This window comes from Humibacter ginsengisoli (assembly GCF_054780095.1).
Genome location: NZ_BAAGWZ010000012.1, coordinates 300,137 through 316,045 on the forward strand (window position 1 = coordinate 300,137; position 15,909 = coordinate 316,045).

Annotated in this window: 14 protein-coding genes; 8 read left to right on the forward strand and 6 right to left on the reverse strand. The window is 68.2% G+C overall.

Annotated elements, in window-relative coordinates; all coding sequences use genetic code 11:
* Positions 1–8: 8 nt before the first annotated feature.
* Positions 9–989, reverse strand: coding sequence for a hypothetical protein (locus tag ACYVI5_RS18470; protein WP_460581524.1), 981 nt, complete (start codon positions 987–989; stop codon positions 9–11).
* A 316-nt stretch (positions 990–1,305) separates the two neighbouring features.
* Here ACYVI5_RS18470 and ACYVI5_RS18475 point away from each other — a divergent pair, with 316 nt between their 5' ends.
* Complete coding sequence (locus tag ACYVI5_RS18475) at positions 1,306–2,598, forward strand: glycoside hydrolase 5 family protein (RefSeq protein WP_460581525.1); 1,293 nt, start codon at positions 1,306–1,308, stop codon at positions 2,596–2,598.
* Positions 2,599–2,607: 9 nt separating this feature from the next.
* Here the strand turns inward: ACYVI5_RS18475 and ACYVI5_RS18480 are convergent, their stop codons facing one another.
* Entirely contained in the window at positions 2,608–3,651 is a 1,044-nt protein-coding gene (locus tag ACYVI5_RS18480; protein ID WP_460581590.1) for a zinc-dependent alcohol dehydrogenase family protein, read from the reverse strand.
* A 70-nt stretch (positions 3,652–3,721) separates the two neighbouring features.
* On the opposite strand from ACYVI5_RS18480, the gene ACYVI5_RS18485 reads away from it, so the two are divergent.
* Entirely contained in the window at positions 3,722–4,201 is a 480-nt protein-coding gene (locus ACYVI5_RS18485; protein ID WP_460581526.1) for an anthrone oxygenase family protein, read from the forward strand.
* A 26-nt stretch (positions 4,202–4,227) separates the two neighbouring features.
* Here ACYVI5_RS18485 and ACYVI5_RS18490 read toward each other — a convergent pair whose 3' ends face one another.
* The gene (locus ACYVI5_RS18490; RefSeq protein ID WP_460581527.1) at positions 4,228–4,794 is read right to left on the reverse strand and encodes a TetR/AcrR family transcriptional regulator; all 567 of its coding nucleotides are present in this window, start codon (positions 4,792–4,794) and stop codon (positions 4,228–4,230) included.
* A gap of 161 nt (positions 4,795–4,955) precedes the next feature.
* Here ACYVI5_RS18490 and ACYVI5_RS18495 point away from each other — a divergent pair, with 161 nt between their 5' ends.
* Both ACYVI5_RS18495 and ACYVI5_RS18500 read left to right on the forward strand, forming a co-directional pair.
* Positions 4,956–6,422 carry an efflux MFS transporter permease gene (locus tag ACYVI5_RS18495; RefSeq protein ID WP_460581528.1) on the forward strand — a complete coding sequence of 489 codons (1,467 nt, stop codon included), beginning with the start codon at positions 4,956–4,958 and terminating at the stop codon, positions 6,420–6,422.
* Positions 6,423–6,462: 40 nt separating this feature from the next.
* Entirely contained in the window at positions 6,463–7,485 is a 1,023-nt protein-coding gene (locus ACYVI5_RS18500) for a zinc-dependent alcohol dehydrogenase (RefSeq protein ID WP_460581529.1), read from the forward strand.
* A gap of 3 nt (positions 7,486–7,488) precedes the next feature.
* On the opposite strand, the gene ACYVI5_RS18505 is transcribed toward ACYVI5_RS18500, so the two are convergent.
* Together ACYVI5_RS18505 and ACYVI5_RS18510 are read right to left on the reverse strand one after the other, a co-directional pair.
* Positions 7,489–8,610, reverse strand: a complete 1,122-nt coding sequence (locus tag ACYVI5_RS18505) for a DUF1996 domain-containing protein (RefSeq protein WP_460581530.1) — start codon at positions 8,608–8,610, stop codon at positions 7,489–7,491.
* A 78-nt stretch (positions 8,611–8,688) separates the two neighbouring features.
* Positions 8,689–10,074 carry a glycine--tRNA ligase gene (locus ACYVI5_RS18510; protein WP_460581531.1) on the reverse strand — a complete coding sequence of 462 codons (1,386 nt, stop codon included), beginning with the start codon at positions 10,072–10,074 and terminating at the stop codon, positions 8,689–8,691.
* A 50-nt stretch (positions 10,075–10,124) separates the two neighbouring features.
* Here ACYVI5_RS18510 and ACYVI5_RS18515 point away from each other — a divergent pair, with 50 nt between their 5' ends.
* Positions 10,125–11,042: a TIGR01777 family oxidoreductase gene (locus ACYVI5_RS18515; RefSeq protein WP_460581532.1), complete on the forward strand. Its 918-nt coding sequence runs from the start codon at positions 10,125–10,127 to the stop codon at positions 11,040–11,042.
* A gap of 90 nt (positions 11,043–11,132) precedes the next feature.
* Here ACYVI5_RS18515 and ACYVI5_RS18520 read toward each other — a convergent pair whose 3' ends face one another.
* Positions 11,133–11,915 carry an HNH endonuclease family protein gene (locus ACYVI5_RS18520; protein WP_460581533.1) on the reverse strand — a complete coding sequence of 261 codons (783 nt, stop codon included), beginning with the start codon at positions 11,913–11,915 and terminating at the stop codon, positions 11,133–11,135.
* Between the two features lie 342 nt (positions 11,916–12,257).
* Here ACYVI5_RS18520 and glpK point away from each other — a divergent pair, with 342 nt between their 5' ends.
* From glpK to ACYVI5_RS18535, 3 genes are all read left to right on the forward strand, one after another.
* Positions 12,258–13,766 carry an FGGY family carbohydrate kinase gene (gene glpK / locus ACYVI5_RS18525; RefSeq protein WP_460581534.1) on the forward strand — a complete coding sequence of 503 codons (1,509 nt, stop codon included), beginning with the start codon at positions 12,258–12,260 and terminating at the stop codon, positions 13,764–13,766.
* Positions 13,767–13,884: 118 nt separating this feature from the next.
* A complete protein-coding gene (locus tag ACYVI5_RS18530) occupies positions 13,885–14,562 on the forward strand; it encodes an endonuclease/exonuclease/phosphatase family protein (protein WP_460581591.1) in 678 nt (225 codons plus the stop codon).
* A 68-nt stretch (positions 14,563–14,630) separates the two neighbouring features.
* The gene (locus ACYVI5_RS18535) at positions 14,631–15,908 is read left to right on the forward strand and encodes a PLP-dependent aminotransferase family protein (RefSeq protein ID WP_460581535.1); all 1,278 of its coding nucleotides are present in this window, start codon (positions 14,631–14,633) and stop codon (positions 15,906–15,908) included.
* The last annotated feature ends 1 nt before the right edge of the window (position 15,909 follow it).

A 15,909-nucleotide genomic window follows, 5' to 3' on the forward strand; every position in this document is an offset into this window, starting at 1 on the left:
CGACGTGATCAGTCGGGGGAGCAGTCCGTGTCGTACGTCGGCATCGACGGGAGGTCGTCGTCGCCGGCACTCGCGGTGGAGTGCGAAGTCAGCGGGGCGGGACCGCTCAGGCCGAGCACGCCCGCGAGTGCGGTGCCGCCGGGCGAACCGCCGCCGCCACGCAGAGTGGTGGGCTGGCCGGTGGCTCCCGGAGGAGACGTCGGCGTCGAGGGAACCGGCGTCGACGGCTCAGGTGCGTTGGACGTGGACGTCAGGCCGAAGTTGCCGGCGGGTTCCAGTGTGCGGTCGATAAGCGGCGAAGAAGCGAGCGATCCGATCGCCGCAGCAGCGTCAGCGCTCCGGGAAACGTCGGCCGCTCCGGTCGACATGAACTCGATCGGGGACGACGCTGAGGTGCTCGCAGGCATCGCGGCCGCCGTCACGGATGCGGTCGTCGCATCGACGGAGGACAGCACGCCATCGACCGTGCCCGCGAGGGGAGTCGTGACGCTCGAAAGCGTCCCGAGGGTCGCGTGCAGTGTCCCGCCGACGACCGGAACGGAAGACACGATGCCGTCCACCGCGTTCGCGACCGGCTCGAGGGTTCCGGAGGCGGAGATCGTCCCGGTGGTCGCATCCATGGTCTGCGCGACCGGCTGAACGAGCTGCTGCACGGAGGTCGGCGCAGCGTGGATGACGGTCTCGACCGTGGGGGCGACGATCCCGGAAGTCGATGCCGGAATGGATGCGACCGTGTTCGTCACAGGCGCGGTTACGGCATTGAGTGTGGAACCGACCGTGCTGAGCAGCCCCGGTGCGGGAGTGGTGCCCGACGGCTGCGAGGCGCCCGGCTGCGAGGCCGGCGGTGACGAGGTGGTCGGCGTCTCGGCCGATGCCGAGTGAGCCCCGAAAGCGAGTGCGAGCAGCAGCAAGCCCCCCGTGACACCCAACGCTCCGAGAGCGATCTTGAGTGCCGAGGAGAAGCGGCCCCCGACGCCGTCCATCTTCACCAAGCCCCCTGCCGTGAAAACAGTCGCGAGTCTACGCTCGCGTGAACCGAGCTGTCTACACCCGATTGGGGTTGTTTCGAGATTCCGTGGAAACACGGCTTGGGCTGTTGGCAGGACGATGACCGGGCAGGGCTGCGAGTCAACGGCACATCGGCCGCCCTCACTCTGGCATCGAGCGCCGCAGTTGTAGTAGCGTTGCGCACCGATGCGGCGGCTCGGGGTTCCGTCAACCCCGGATTCATCGAATCGAGGGAGATTCATGTCCACCGCATCCGAACGACCTTCTGTCTCCGATCCAGGCGCTGAGCCTCAGGGTGTGAGCCGCCGCGGCGTACTCGCAGGTGGAGGCCTCGGCATCGTCGCACTCGCCGCCAGCATCGCAACGCCGGCGATCGCTCACGCCGCCCCCGCATCCGGCGCTACGTCGGCAGCCGATGGGCCGGACGCCTTCGGCGCGCTCCACCGGGACTTCGTGGCCAGGGCCGGCCGCGACCTTCGCGTAGGAGACAAGGCGTGGCGCTTCGGCGGAACCAACACGTACTACCTGCATGTCGCATCCCACTACCGCATCGACAGCGCGCTGGACAACGCGGCTCAGATCGGGTTGCAGGCGGTGCGTTGCTGGGCGTTCAGCGACGGCACGGACGGCGGCCAGCAGGTCGTGCTCCAGCCCAAGCCGTATGTCTACGACGAGGCTGCATTCGACTCGCTCGACTACGCGGTGTACAAGGCGGGCCAGCTCGGTCTGCGCCTGGTGCTCACTCTCACCAACAACTGGAGCGACTACGGCGGCATGCCGGAGTACGTCAAGTGGTTCCACCCCGAACTGGCCAACGACGAATACGGCGACTCCACCGGCAACACGCCGAACCATGATCTCTTCTACACGGACCCAGACATCCGCAAGGCCTACCTTGCGTACGTACGCCACGTGATCACGCGCCGGAACCGGTACACCGGGCTGAAGTACAACCAGGATCCGACGATCATGACCTGGGAGTTGGCCAACGAGCCGCGCAACAGGTCGGCCGGCACGGGGTTCGGCAAGAGCGGCGGTGCACCGCTGCTGGCCTGGGCGGATGCCGTGAGCCGGTACGTGAAGTCGCTAGCTCCCCAGCAACTGGTGGCGCTCGGCGACGAGGGGTTCGGACTGGATGCCTCGTCGTCGGACTACCCGTACGGCGGGTACGAGGGCAACGACTGGGTGAAGCTCACGTCGCTTCCCGCGATCGACTACGGCACGGTGCACCTCTATCCACTCGGTTGGGGTGAGAAGACCGATCCCGTCGCCTGGGGGACGGAGTGGATTCAGGCACACGCGAAAGCGGCCGCAGCGATCGGGAAGCCGGTGGTGCTCGAGGAGTTCGGGCTGCCCATGGGGCAATCGCCGGTGAGTGCCGACGAGACGACGAGAGACGCCGCGTACCAGACGTGGGTGGACGCGGCACGCACCTCCGGCCTCAACGGCTTCCAGTTCTGGCTGCTCACCGCGCTCAACGATGACGGCACGCTGTACCCGGACTACGACGGTCTGCGCGTTGTGTTCCCGAGCTCGACGGCGACGTTGATGGGCGCGGCGGCGAAGGCGATGACGGGATCCGAGGAATAGGAGAGCGTGCTACGGACGCGCGATGGTGATGCCCGCGATCGACGGCCGTGACGCATCCATCGCGACCAGTGCGTCGGCCGCGCCTTCGAGGTCGGTGACCGAACCGACGAGGGCGGCGGGATCCAGGCGACCGTCGGCGATCATGGCGAGCATCTCCGGGTAGTCTCGCGCGCTCATACCGTGCGAGCCTGCGACCGTGAGCTCCCAGGCGATGACGCGGCCCCAGGGCAGAGGGGCCGTGTCATCGCCGCCGAGCATGAGGCCGACCTGCACGTGCGATCCTCGCCGGCGCAGGCTCCGCACCGCGGAGGCGGCGGTGCGTGCCGATCCGAGCGCATCGACACTCACGTGCGCGCCTCCCTCGGTGCTCTCGATGATCGCTCGCTCAAGGGCGGCATCGTCGTCCGTCACGCGGACGCGGTGGGTCGCGCCCAGCTCGCGGGCGCGGTCGAGCGCGGCATCGGACAGATCGACCGCCGTCACGCTCGCGCCGAGCGCTGTCGCGATCATTACGGCGGAGAGGCCGACGCCGCCGCAGCCGAAGACGGCCACCTCGTCGCCGGGACGCACGCGGGAGCTGACCGTCAGCGCGCGGAAGGCGGTCGCGAAGCGGCAACCGAGGGAGGCAGCGGCATCCATGCTCACGGCATCCGGCAAGGCGACCAGGTTGGTGTCCGCGGCGGTGACGACGACGTACTCGGCGAACGATCCGGCGCGGGTGAATCCGGGCTGCGTCTGGTGGGGGCAGACCTGCGCGTCGCCGCGCCGGCACCACTCGCAGCGGCCACAGCCGTTGACGAAGGGTGCGGTGACACGGTCGCCACGAGCGAATCCCACCACCTTTGGACCGACCTCGGCCACGACCCCGGCGAACTCGTGGCCCGGGATCATGGGCAGCGGCACCGGGTCGTGCCCGCGCCACGCGTGCCAGTCGGAGCGGCAGACGCCCGTCGCCTCGACGCGCACGAGCGCGCCGTCGGGCGGACACTCTGGAACAGCGACCTCGCGGATGCCCGGTTTTCCGCCCACCTCGTCGTACACGACCGCCCGCATCGTCTCCGCCACCCGCCCATTCTCGTCGGACGGCAAGGGACCCGTCGCCGGTCTCCGCTACGGTCGACGGATGCAAGACATCCTCACCACGACCGCTTTCGTCGCGGCGACCGTGTCGACCGGGCTCCTCGCCGGCGTGTTCCAGCTCTACGCCTTCGTCGTGATGCCTGGGCTGCGGCGCGTGGACGACCGCACGTTCGTCACGGCGTTCGCCGCGCTCGACCGCGCGATCGTGAACCCGTGGTTCCTCCTGGTCATCTTCTTCGGTGCGCCGGTGCTCTGTGCGCTCGCCGCCGTCGCGGCGTGGGGCGAAGCGGGCGGCGCGTGGGCCACGGGTGCGCTGGCCGGCACCGTGGCATCCGTGGTCATCACGGTCGCCGTGCACCTGCCGGTCAACAACGCGCTCAAGGCCGCCGCCGCGGCACCGGGAGCGGATGCCGCCTCGGTGCGCCGGCGGTTCGGCGAGGTGCGCTGGGCCGCGTGGAACCTGGTGCGCGCGGTGCTCAGCACCGCCAGCGCCGTCGGGCTCGGCATCGGCTTGGCGCAGTAGGAAGCACAGACCGCCCGGAGATACCCTCAGCCCTTCGTCGGGCCCGCGGGATGCCGGATGCCTTCGACCAGCCCGCGCGCCCACGGTGAGTCCACCGCATCCAGACCCGCCGTCACGATCAGGTGACACAGCTGGCCGTAGGCCATGAATCGCTGGATGGCGTCGTCGCTCGCGCCCGACCGCGTCGAGGCGAAGCGCGTGAGCCGGCCGACGCCGTCTTGAAGTGCCGAACGGATCACTTCGACATCGCTCGCCGACTGGGCGTGCACCTGCATCATGAGCAGATCGTGGTCGGCGATGAGCCGAGCGTATTGCTCACCCATCGCGTCGAGTATCCCGTCGGATGTCTGGTCCTGCGCCTCGGCGGCGGCACGCTCGAGTGTCTGCTCGATGAGCTCGAAGCAGCGAGCGAGTGCCGCGACGAAGAGGGCCTCTTTGGTCGGGAAGAGCTTGAAGACGTAGGCCGTCGAGATCTTGGCTTCCTGCGCCACCGCGGTGGTGGGCGTTCCGAGATATCCGCTCCGGGCGAAAGCGCTGATCGCAGCGGCGACCACGGTCTCTCGTCGCTGGTCTGAGGTGGACAGTGTCGGCATGTGAGTGATCATACACTCACCCCTTGCGATACCACGGCAGTGAGTGTACAGTCACTCACCAGTGGCGCACGATGCGCCATTCCTTTGATCAAGTGAGTGATTGAGCAATCACTCACTTGACGGAGAGGTCTCGAATCGGGTCAGGAAAGGACGAAGAGATCATGACCATGGAGAGTGCAGCCCACGCGAAGGCGGAGCGGGCAGAGGCGGCTTCGCGAGAGAGTGCGCGACGCAGGTGGATCTCGCTGACGATCCTGGCGATCGCGGAGTTCCTCGTGGTGCTCGATGCATCCATCGTCAACATCGCCCTGCCCTCGATCGGGACGAGCCTGCATCTCGGCACGGCGCAGCTGAGCTGGGTGATCACGGCGTATGTCCTACCGTTCGGCGGACTGCTGCTGCTCGGCGGTCGACTCGCAGACCGGTTCGGCCACCGTCGCGTGTTCCTGATCGGCGTGGCCGGCTTCATCGCCGCTTCGACCCTCGCCGGACTCTCCCCGAACGGTGGCGTGCTGCTTGTCGCTCGAGCGGTGCAGGGCGCGTCGGCAGCGCTCCTCGCGCCCGCTTCGCTGGCGCTCGTGACGCGACTCTTCCCTGCGGCATCAGATCGTGCCAAGGCTCTGGGTGTTTGGGGAGCGGTCGCCGGGATCGGAAGCGCCGCCGGCGTGCTGCTCGGCGGCGTGCTGACTGCAGTCTTCGGGTGGGAGGCGATCTTCTTCGTCAACGTGCCGGCGGGCCTACTGGTGCTCGTTGTGCTGCCGTTCCTGGTCGGGCGAGACGACATGCTCACGAGAATGCGCCTCGACCTTGCCGGGGCGTTGACCGTCACGGGAGGGCTGGTCTCTCTCGTCGGAGCGCTGAGCCTCTCCGAGCAGATCGGTTTTGCTGCACCGATCGTGATCGCACTCTTCGCGATCGCTGTCGTCCTGCTCACAGCATTCGTCGTGATCGAGCGGCGCACCACCCAGCCGCTCATGGAACTGCGCATCTTCCGGTTGGCTACCGTGGCCGGCGGTAACGCAGCCATGTTCTTCCTCGGCGCCGCGACGACCGCGACGTTCTTCGCGCTCTCCGTCTACATGCAGCAGGTGCTCGGTTACAGCGCGCTGGAGTCCGGTCTCACCCAGCTGCCCCTGGCGGGTGCGCTCGTGATCACCGCGGGAGCTGTGCCGAACGTCATCGCCAGGATGGGATCACGTCGGGTGCTCGTCGTGGCGCTACTGGTGCTCGCCGCCGGGCTAGTGTGGCTCTCGCTCGCCCCGTCCGACGCGACCTTCGTCGGTTCGCTGCTGGCACCGACGATCGCGATCGGAGCGGGCCTCGGGGCATCCTTCATCGCGACGACCGACCTCGCAGTCGATGGAACATCCGGATCGGATGCCGGGCTCGCCAGCGGGCTCGTCAACACCAGTCAGCAGGTCGGTGGTGCGCTGGGGCTCGCCGTTCTCTCCACGATCGCGGCGACCCGCACGGCTGGGCTGATGGCATCCGGCGGCTCCAAGGGTGACGCGCTGACCTCGGGCTTCAGCTGGCTGTTCGTCGGCGCCGCTGCCGCAGCGGTTCTGGCCGCGGCGGCGGTCACGCTGATCGCTCGGCGCCGCTCGGTCGCGGTTCGGCCCCGCCGATAGTCTCGAGGCGACATCCTCATCGCGGAAGACGGAGGCAGCGGTGCGCGCATTCGTGATCACGGCGCCCGGCGCGGCCGAGGTGGCCGACGTGCCGGAGCCTGTCGCGGGGCCGGGCGAGGTCGTCGTCGACGTCCGTCGCGCCGGCGTGTGCGGCACCGACGTCGAGTTCTACACCGGTCACATGGCGTACCTGCACGACGGCAACGCCCGATATCCGGTGCGCATCGGCCACGAGTGGATGGGCGTGGTCACCGAATTCGGGGCCGGAGCGGATGCCTCGTGGCTGGGTCGCCGTGTCACCGGGGACACGATGCTCGGTTGCGGGCACTGCCGGTTGTGCCGCAGCGGGCGACAGCACGTGTGCGCCGACCGCGAAGAGGTGGGCATTCGGCGCGGTCGTGCGGGCGCGCTCGCCGAGCGGATCGCGGTGCCGGCGAGTTCGCTGCACGCACTGCCCGACGCGGTCGACGACATGCTCGGCGCACTGGTCGAGCCGGCGGGCAACGCGCTCCGGGCCGCGGAGGCGGCTCTCTCGCTGGCAACCGGGCGTCGGGCGGAACGCGTGCTCGTGGTCGGCCCAGGCACCATCGGCCTGCTCGCCGCGATGTTCGTGCGGGCCGCGGGAGCCGACGTTCAGCTGGTCGGGGTGTCGCAGGCATCCGTCGACTTCGCGCGGTCACTCGGATTCACGGCATGGCTAGGGTGGAATGCCCTGCCAGACGTTCCGTTCGACGCCGTGATCGACGCGGCGATGGATGCGTCTACGGCGGCACGCGCGGTCGACCTCGTGCAGCCGGGCGGTCGCGTCGTCTTCATCGGCATCGCGTCGACGCCGAGCACGGTCGACACGCGCGAGCTGCTGCTGAAGGATGTCACGGCCACGGGCATCCTGAGCGCGTCACCCGGGCTGGATGCCGCGATCGCCGGGTTCGCCTCCGGCACCGTGGATGCCCGCCCGCTGGTCGCCGCCACGGTCAGCCTCGATCACGTGGGGTCGGTGCTGGCCGGGAAGCATCCGGCGGGCGGACCGGGTCCGAAGGTGCACGTCGACCCGCGGAGGTGACGATCACATCGACGGCATGGGGGTGGGCGTCGCCGTTCCCCTGTGCATCCCGTGGCGCCGGCGGGTGTGCGCCTTCGCGGCGGGCTCCGCCTTGCCACCCTGCGGTATGGCATCCGGTCCGGTGACGGGTCCGCAGCGGGTCTGCGTGTCGATGCAGGCGGCGGTGTCTGCGTTCATGCGTTGCTGATTCCAGCCGTTCATGAAGTCGGCGTGTCCGGTGGTCGCCGGTCCCTGGTTGTTCGGCCCGATGGAAAGGGTGATGCCGCTGCCGCTGTGCGTCGGGTAGTACACGTGGAACACGATCTGCGGAATCTGCACCGGATGCGACGAAGGGCAAGCGCCGGCCTTGCTCGCGTAGACCACGTTCTGCTGGCCCTTGCCGTTCAAGCTGTGGCCGTCCCAGCAGTTCGGGAACGTCACGATGAGTCGCAGGAAGTGGCCGTCTGCGCAGTCGTGCGGGGCATCCGATCGGGCGGATGCCTTCTCGTTCTTGCCCTGCGTGCACGTCCAGTCGATGATCTGATCGCTCTGCGGCGTCGTGGCCTTCTCATTGCCGGCGATCATCGTCATGCCCTGCGGCATGGCCTGCACGTGCTTCGCGGTCGTGGCCGGCGCACGCCAGTAGATCAGCGCGCTGGACGGCTTGAGCGCCTTGCCGTTCTGGTAGAGAACGGGCAGCCAGTACGCGGACGAGTCCGCTGTGGTGGTGCACGATGTCGGCTTGCCGACGAGATCGGTGGTCACGGTGGAGGCGGTCGGTCGCGTGAAGCCGAAGAAGTCGTGCTGCATGGATGCTCCGGTCATGCCGGGCATCATGATCGGGTCGTTCGGGGCCTCCATCGTCATCGGGCAACGGTCGGTGAAGATGCCGGGGTTCTTGCCGCCGGTCGGAAAGCCCGCGGTGTTGACGGATGCCGCATCCTGCGTCGTCATCGGATGCGACGCGGACGCCGAACTGATCGCCAGGGTCGTCGCCGAGGAGGCTCCCGCGATGGCCAGCCCGCCGACCACGGCGACGGCGACGATCAGCGGAATGCGCCAATTGCGGCGGCGCGGCGCGGGAGGACCGGCCTGCGGTGCCTGCTGCCGACCGGTCGGCGGGATGTCACCTGGTGCGTTCGTCACGCGGACAAGGCAACACCGCGCACGTTCACCGCACCCTCCGCGAATGTCAGGATTCGGTAAGGGGTTGCTGGATAAGCGTCACCGCTCGCGCAGGTGCTCCGTGAGGTAGGCATCCAGTCCCTCGATCGGGATGCGCTCCTGGCCCATGGTGTCGCGGTCGCGCACGGTGACCGCGTTGTCGTCGAGCGAGTCGAAGTCCACCGTCACGCAGTACGGGGTGCCGATCTCGTCTTGACGGCGGTAGCGGCGGCCGATCGCGCCGGAGTCGTCGAACTCGACGTTGCGGTGGCGTCGCAGGTCGGAGGCGAGCTTGCGCGCAAGCGGCGAGAGATTCTCGTTGCGGGAGAGCGGAAGCACGGCCGCCTTCACCGGCGAAAGGCGCGGGTCGAGCTTGAGCACGGTACGGATGTCGGTGCCGCCCTTCGCATTCGGCGCCTCCTCCTGGTGGTAGGCATCCACCAGGAATGCCATCAGGGACCGGGTCAGGCCGAACGCGGGTTCGATGACGTACGGCAGGTAGCGCTCGTTACGTCCCTGGTCGAAGAACGACAGGTCTTTGCCGGAGTGCTCGGTGTGCGTGGAGAGGTCGAAGTCGGTGCGATTGGCAACGCCCATCAGCTCGCCCCAGTCGCCGCCGGTGAAGCCGAAGCGGTACTCGATGTCGATCGTGCGCTTCGAGTAGTGCGAGAGCTTGTCTTTCGGATGCTCGTACCGCCGCAGGTTCATCGGGTCGATTCCCAAGTCGATGTACCAGTTCCAGGCGTTGTCGATCCAGTAGTCGAACCACTTCTCGTCGTCGCCCGGCTCCACGAAGTACTCGAGCTCCATCTGCTCGAACTCGCGGGTGCGGAAGATGAAGTTGCCCGGCGTGATCTCATTGCGGAAGCTCTTGCCGATCTGGCCGATGCCGAACGGCGGCTTCATGCGGGATGCCTGCACGATGTTCGCGAAGTTCACGAAGATGCCCTGCGCGGTCTCGGGGCGCAGATACTGCAGACCCGACTCATCCTTCACGGGGCCGAGGTAGGTCTCGAGCATCATGTTGAAGTCGCGCGGCGGCGTCCACTGGCCACGGGTGCCGCAGTTCGGGCAGACGATGTCGCCCATACCGTTCTCGGGCGCGCGGCCCTTCTTCGCCTCGAACGCCTCGATGAGGTGGTCTTCGCGGAAGCGCTTGTGGCAGTGCAGGCACTCCACGAGCGGGTCGTTGAAGACGCCAACGTGACCGGATGCCACCCACACCTGCTTCGGCAGGATCACGCTGGAGTCGAGGCCGACCACGTCGTCCCGGCTCGTGATCATGGTCTGCCACCACTGCCGCTTGATGTTCTCCTTCAGCTCCACGCCGAGGGGGCCGTAGTCCCACGCCGACCGCGATCCGCCGTAGATCTCGCCCGACTGGAAGACGAACCCGCGGTGGCGGGCGAGGGCGATGACGGCGTCGAGCGCATTCTGATCGGGCATGGATGTGCCTTTCACGGCTGGCGGAGCGGGAGAACATCTAGTTTAGGTGCGTGAGTTCGACTGCCAGGCGCCGCAGACGCCGCATCGTGATCGCCGGTGCTTCGGGGATGATCGGGTCTGCGCTCGCCGAGCGGCTGCGCGCATCCGGTGACGAGGTCGTGCGACTGGTGAGGAGGCCGCCACGCGGCGAGGACGAGGTGCAGTGGGAACCGACTGCGGGCATCCTCGATCCGGCCGCGCTGAACGGCGCGGACGCGGTTGTCAGTCTGGCCGGAGCACCGACGAGCCGGCTGCCGTGGACTCCTTCTTATAAGAAGGTCATCCTCGAGTCTCGACTGGATGTCACGCGCACCATCGTCGACGCGATCCACGTGGCGCAGAGGCCGCCGCGTGTTCTCGTGAGTGCGTCGGCGGTTGGGTACTACGGGGACCGCGGCGATGAGGACCTGACGGAGAGTTCGCCGCGCGGCGACGGCTTCCTCTCCGCCGTGGTGGATGCATGGGAGGCGGAGGCGTGGCGGGCATCCGATGTCGCGCGCGTCGCCTTCGTGCGCACCGGGCTCGTCGTCGGGCCGTCGGGCGCGATGCCGCCGCTGCGCCTGCTCGCCCTCGCCGGACTCGCCGGGCCGATCGGCAGCGGACGGCAGTGGTGGCCGTGGATAAGCCTGCACGACGAGGTGGCGGCGATCGCTCACGTCGTCGGATCCGACCTGAGCGGACCCGTGAACTTCGCCGGGCCGACTCCGGCCACCGAGGCGGAGTTCATGCGCACTCTCGCGCGGGAACTGCGTCGCCCGTACGGGGTGCAGGCTCCCGCGTTCGCGCTCCGCCTCGCACTGCAGGATGCCGCCCAGGAGCTGATGCTGGGCAGTCAGCGGATGCTCCCTGCCGCGCTGCTGAACGACGGCTTCCGCTTCCGGGACGAGACGGTGGGCGCCGCGCTCGCCGCCTATGCCGGTGGGAGTTAGAGGCCTGGTTTCACGAGGCACGCAGGGTGACCGCATGTCACGCGACGATGCCGAGCACGTGCATCCCGAGACCTCCGCCGAGTTGCAGCCTCACCCGAGCCCGACCGTGCGAGCCAGCGTCGACGTCGGGGCGGCTTGCGCGGGGCATCCGCCGAGGATGCGCTGGAGCGCGTCGTGCTCCGCGGGCGCCACCCACAGATGGTACGCCGCCTTCACCGAGACCTGCCGCGCCGCGTAGTCGCACCAGAAGCCGCGGTTCGGCGGCAGCCAGGTGGCGGCATCTCCGTCGCCCTTGCCCTCATTCGTCGGGCCGTCGACCGCGAGCAGGTTGAGCGGATCGTTCGCGAGCGTCTCCCGCTGTTGCTGCGTGAGCTGCTGCGCGCCCGTCTGCCACGCGTTCGAGAGCGGCACAACGTGGTCGATCTGCACGAGCGCGGAGGTCTGCACGCCCCGCACGAAGTGGATCGTCTTGCCGGTGTACGGGTCGCTCAGCACGCCCGACTCGACAGTGCACGTCCCGCGCTTCATGACATCTGTGAGGTCGCGCGCGAGCACATCGTCGCGAGTGTCGCAGTGGTTGTGGTCCACGTCTTTCCAGGCAGACCCGAAGTCGCCGACCCGGTCGTATCCGGTGCGCGGCGCCTTGCCCTTGACGGGAATGGTCGCGAGCTCGGCGAGGGCCGTTCCCGCGGCCGGGCTTGTCGTGCCATCGGAGGAACCGCCGGGAGTCGCGCTCGCGGTGCTATCCGCGCCGGGGAAGGCCGAGGCATCCGTGGCGCAGCCGGCGAGCAGGATGCCGGCTGCGGCGAGGCACAGCGCGGCGACGGTGCGGCGGATGGCATTTCGCGCACGCGGAACGTTCTCGGAGGGCATTCGGGACTCTCGTCGGGATCGGAAGGTCACCCGACGCTAGCGCAGACACGAGACATCGTCACGACGACACGAGCCCGGCAGAGCACGGCGCCGGCGGGGCTGTGCGCGCCATCCGCACGGCGCCGGCGTCTTCGCCCGGCTGAGGCATGCGCTCGGCCGGAAAAGCGTGCGTCCAACGGTACGCCGTTGAGGTTTCCTCGTAAAGAACAAGGAGACGCGAACTTTCCGGTCTGCTCGTGTCGCCGGAGAAGCGAATAGCGACACGTCGGGACCGCAATTCCGCTGCCGAGGTACTCAGCCCGGCGAAGACGATGGGGCGAGCGCGCGCGTTAGCCTGCGAGAATGCCGACGCACATCCTCGCCATCGACCAGGGAACGACGAGCACCCGGGCAATCGTGTTCGATCACGCCGGGAGCGTGGTCGCGGTCGGGCAGCTCGAGCACCAGCAGATCTTCCCGCGCGCCGGACGGGTGGAGCACGATCCGATGGAGATCTGGCGCAATACGCGCGAGGTCGTCGGGGTGGCCCTCGGCAAGGCGAACCTCACCCGGCACGACCTGGCTGCGGTCGGCATCACGAATCAGCGCGAGACCGCCGTCGTGTGGGACAAGCACACGGGAAAACCGGTATACAACGCGATCGTCTGGCAAGACACCCGCACGCAACCGATCGTCGACCGGTTGGCCGCCGACGGCGGCACCGACCGGTTCTCGGATGCCGTCGGCCTGCCCCTGGCCACGTACTTCGCCGGCACGAAGATCGCGTGGATCCTCGAGAACGTCGACGGCGCACGCGAACGGGCCGAGCGCGGCGAGCTGCTGTTCGGCACCACCGACACCTGGGTGCTGTGGAACCTCACCGGCGGCAAGCACGGCGGCGTGCACGCGACGGATGTGACGAACGCCTCCCGCACTCTCTTCATGGACCTGAAGACGCTCGACTGGCGCGACGACATCCTCGACGCGTTCGGCGTTCCGCGGTCGATGCTTCCGCAGATCCGCTCGTCCAGTGAGGTCTACGGCGAGGCGGAATCGCACAGCCTGTTGCGGGAGACGCCGATCGCGGGGATCCTCGGTGACCAGCAGGCCGCGACGTTCGGCCAGGCGGCGTTCGAGGCAGGCGAGTCGAAGAACACCTACGGCACCGGCAACTTCGTCATCGTGAACACGGGCGAAGAGATCGTGCACAGCCGGAACGGCCTCATCACCACGCTGGCGTACCGTCTCGGCGACGAGTCTCCGCGGTACGCGCTGGAGGGGTCCATCGCCGTCACCGGATCGCTCGTGCAGTGGTTGCGCGACAATCTGGGCATCATCAGCGACGCGAAGCAGGTGGAGAAGCTGGCGGCATCCGTCGACGACAACGGCGGCGCCTACATCGTGCCCGCGTTCTCGGGGCTCTTCGCGCCATACTGGCGACCGGATGCCCGCGGCGCGATCGTGGGACTCACCCGCTTCGTGAACAAGGCGCATCTGGCGAGGGCTGCTCTGGAGTCGACCGCGTACCAGACCCGCGATGTGCTCGAGGCGGTGGAGCAGGACACCGGCACGCGGCTGAACGAGCTCAAGGTGGACGGCGGCATGACCGCGAACGACCTGCTCATGCAGTTACAGGCGGATGTTCTGGGCATCCCGGTCGTGCGTCCGACGGTCGCGGAGACCACGGCTCTGGGCGCGGCCTACGCCGCCGGCCTGGCTGTCGGCTTCTGGAAGGACTGCGACGAGCTGCGCGCGAACTGGCAGGAGGGCGCACGGTGGGAGCCGACCCCTGATCGCGACGAGGTCGAGCGGCTGTACCGCACCTGGAAGAAGGCGGTCACGAAGACCTTCGACTGGGTCGACGACGATTGAGCGGTGGTCCGCGGGCGGGTGTTGCAAAGCCGGATGACGGCATCCGTTCACACGGTGCTCACGCCGCCCGGGTATCATCGCGTCACCGGCCGCAGCAATAAAAGAAGTGATCGCCCTGATACGAGTACTCAGCTACAACCTCCGTAAGAATCGCGCGACGGGCGAGCTGATCGACCTTGCGGAATCCACCGCTGTGGATGTGATGTGCCTGCAGGAGGCCGACACCACGGTGCTGCCGAACGAGGTCGGCACCCTGGTGCTCGCGGACTCCACGAAGCGCAACCGGCTGGGCCTCGCGGTCTATTACCGACAGGACCGCTTTCACCTGCGCGAGACCGACACGTACGAGCTGAAGAAGTCGTTGCACGATCGGGTGCTCGCCCCGGCGCACGAGCGTCTCGTCGGTACCCTGCTCGAGGATGCCGTCACAGGGAACGAGGTCGTCGTCGCGTCGTTCCACGCGGCTCCGCTGACGGCCCTGAACTCCCTGCGCCGCACGCAGATCCATGCCGCGCACGCCGAGCTGCTGCGGCTCGGGCACGGCGCACCGACCCTCATGGTCGGCGACTACAACTACCCGTTCTTCACCCAGTCGCTGGGGGAGCGGGTGAAGGCATCCGGCTATGACATGTCGCTCAGCGACCGCAAGACGTACACCCGCTACAAGTTCTTCAAGGGTCACTTCGACTTCGTGACCTCCGCCGGGCTGGATGTTCGCAACGTAGAGACCCTGCCGCGCGGCGACTCGGACCACCTGCCGATCGTGGTCTCCGCCGACTATGGTGGGGTCGCCTGAGTTCGTTCGGGCGGATCGGGCGGCGACACGGCACGGCCGGGGTATACGTCGCCGATTACGATTCAAGGGTGACCGCGCTCGCCGAATTGTCTTCCGCCGAACTGCGCGAACTGCACTCGCAGCTCGCCGCTGAGTATGACGCGCTCGTGAAGCGCGGACTCTCGCTCGACATCACACGCGGAAAGCCGTCGCCGGAGCAGCTCGACCTCGCGAACGGGCTGCTCTCGCTTCCTGGTGGCGACGATTTCCGCGACGAATCCGGCAACGACCTGCGCAACTACTCGAACCCGAAGGGGCTGCCGGAACTCCGCGCGATCTTCTCCGACGTGCTGAAGGTCCCCGTCCCGCAGCTCCTGGCGCTCGGCAACTCCAGCCTGACCGTGATGCACGACGTCGTCGTGCACGCCATGCTGCACGGCCTGCCGGAGAGCGCGCGGCCGTGGTCGCGCGAAGACACCGTCAGCTTCCTGTGCCCTGTGCCGGGTTACGACCGCCACTTCACGATCACCGAGCATCTGGGCATCCGGATGATCCCGGTACCGATGACGGATGACGGACCCGACCTCGCCGAGGTGGAGCGGCTGCTGGCGGAGGACCCGACGATCCGGGGCATGTGGTGCGTGCCCGTGCACTCGAACCCGTCGGGTGCGATCTACAGCGAAGAGGTCGCGCGCGCGCTCGTGTCGCTGCCGGCGGCCCCGGACTTCCGCATCTTCTGGGACAATGCATACGCCGTGCACCACCTCGCCGACGACGTGCCCGAGCCGATCGACATCCTGTCGCTAGCCGCGGAGGCGGGGAACCCGGACCGAGTCTTCGTGTTCGCCTCGACCTCGAAGGTCACGTTCGCGGGCGCCGGGGTCGCGTTCTTCGGCTCGTCGCCGGAGAACGTGTCGTGGTACCTGAGCCATGCGGCGGCGCAGTCGATCGGGCCGGACAAGATCAACCAGCTTCGGCACGTGCGATTCCTGAAGGATGCCGCCGGGTTGGAGGCGCACATGCGCCGCCACCGCGAGCTGGTCGCGCCCAAGTTCGAGGCGGTCTCCGAGGTGTTCGAGCGGCGGCTGAAACCGTACGACGCGGGAACCTGGACCACGCCGACCGGTGGCTACTTCGTGAGCCTCGACGTGCACGACGGATGCGCCGAGCGAGCGATCGCGCTCGCCGCGCAGGCAGGCATCGCGGTGACGCCGGCCGGGTCGACGTATCCGTACAAGAAGGACCCGCGCGATGCGAACATCCGCATCGCACCGACGATGCCGCCGCTGTCGGAGCTCGTCGAGGCGCTCGAGGGTCTGTGCACGGCGATCCTGCTTGCCGAGACGGAGCGCCTGCTCGCCGCCTGAT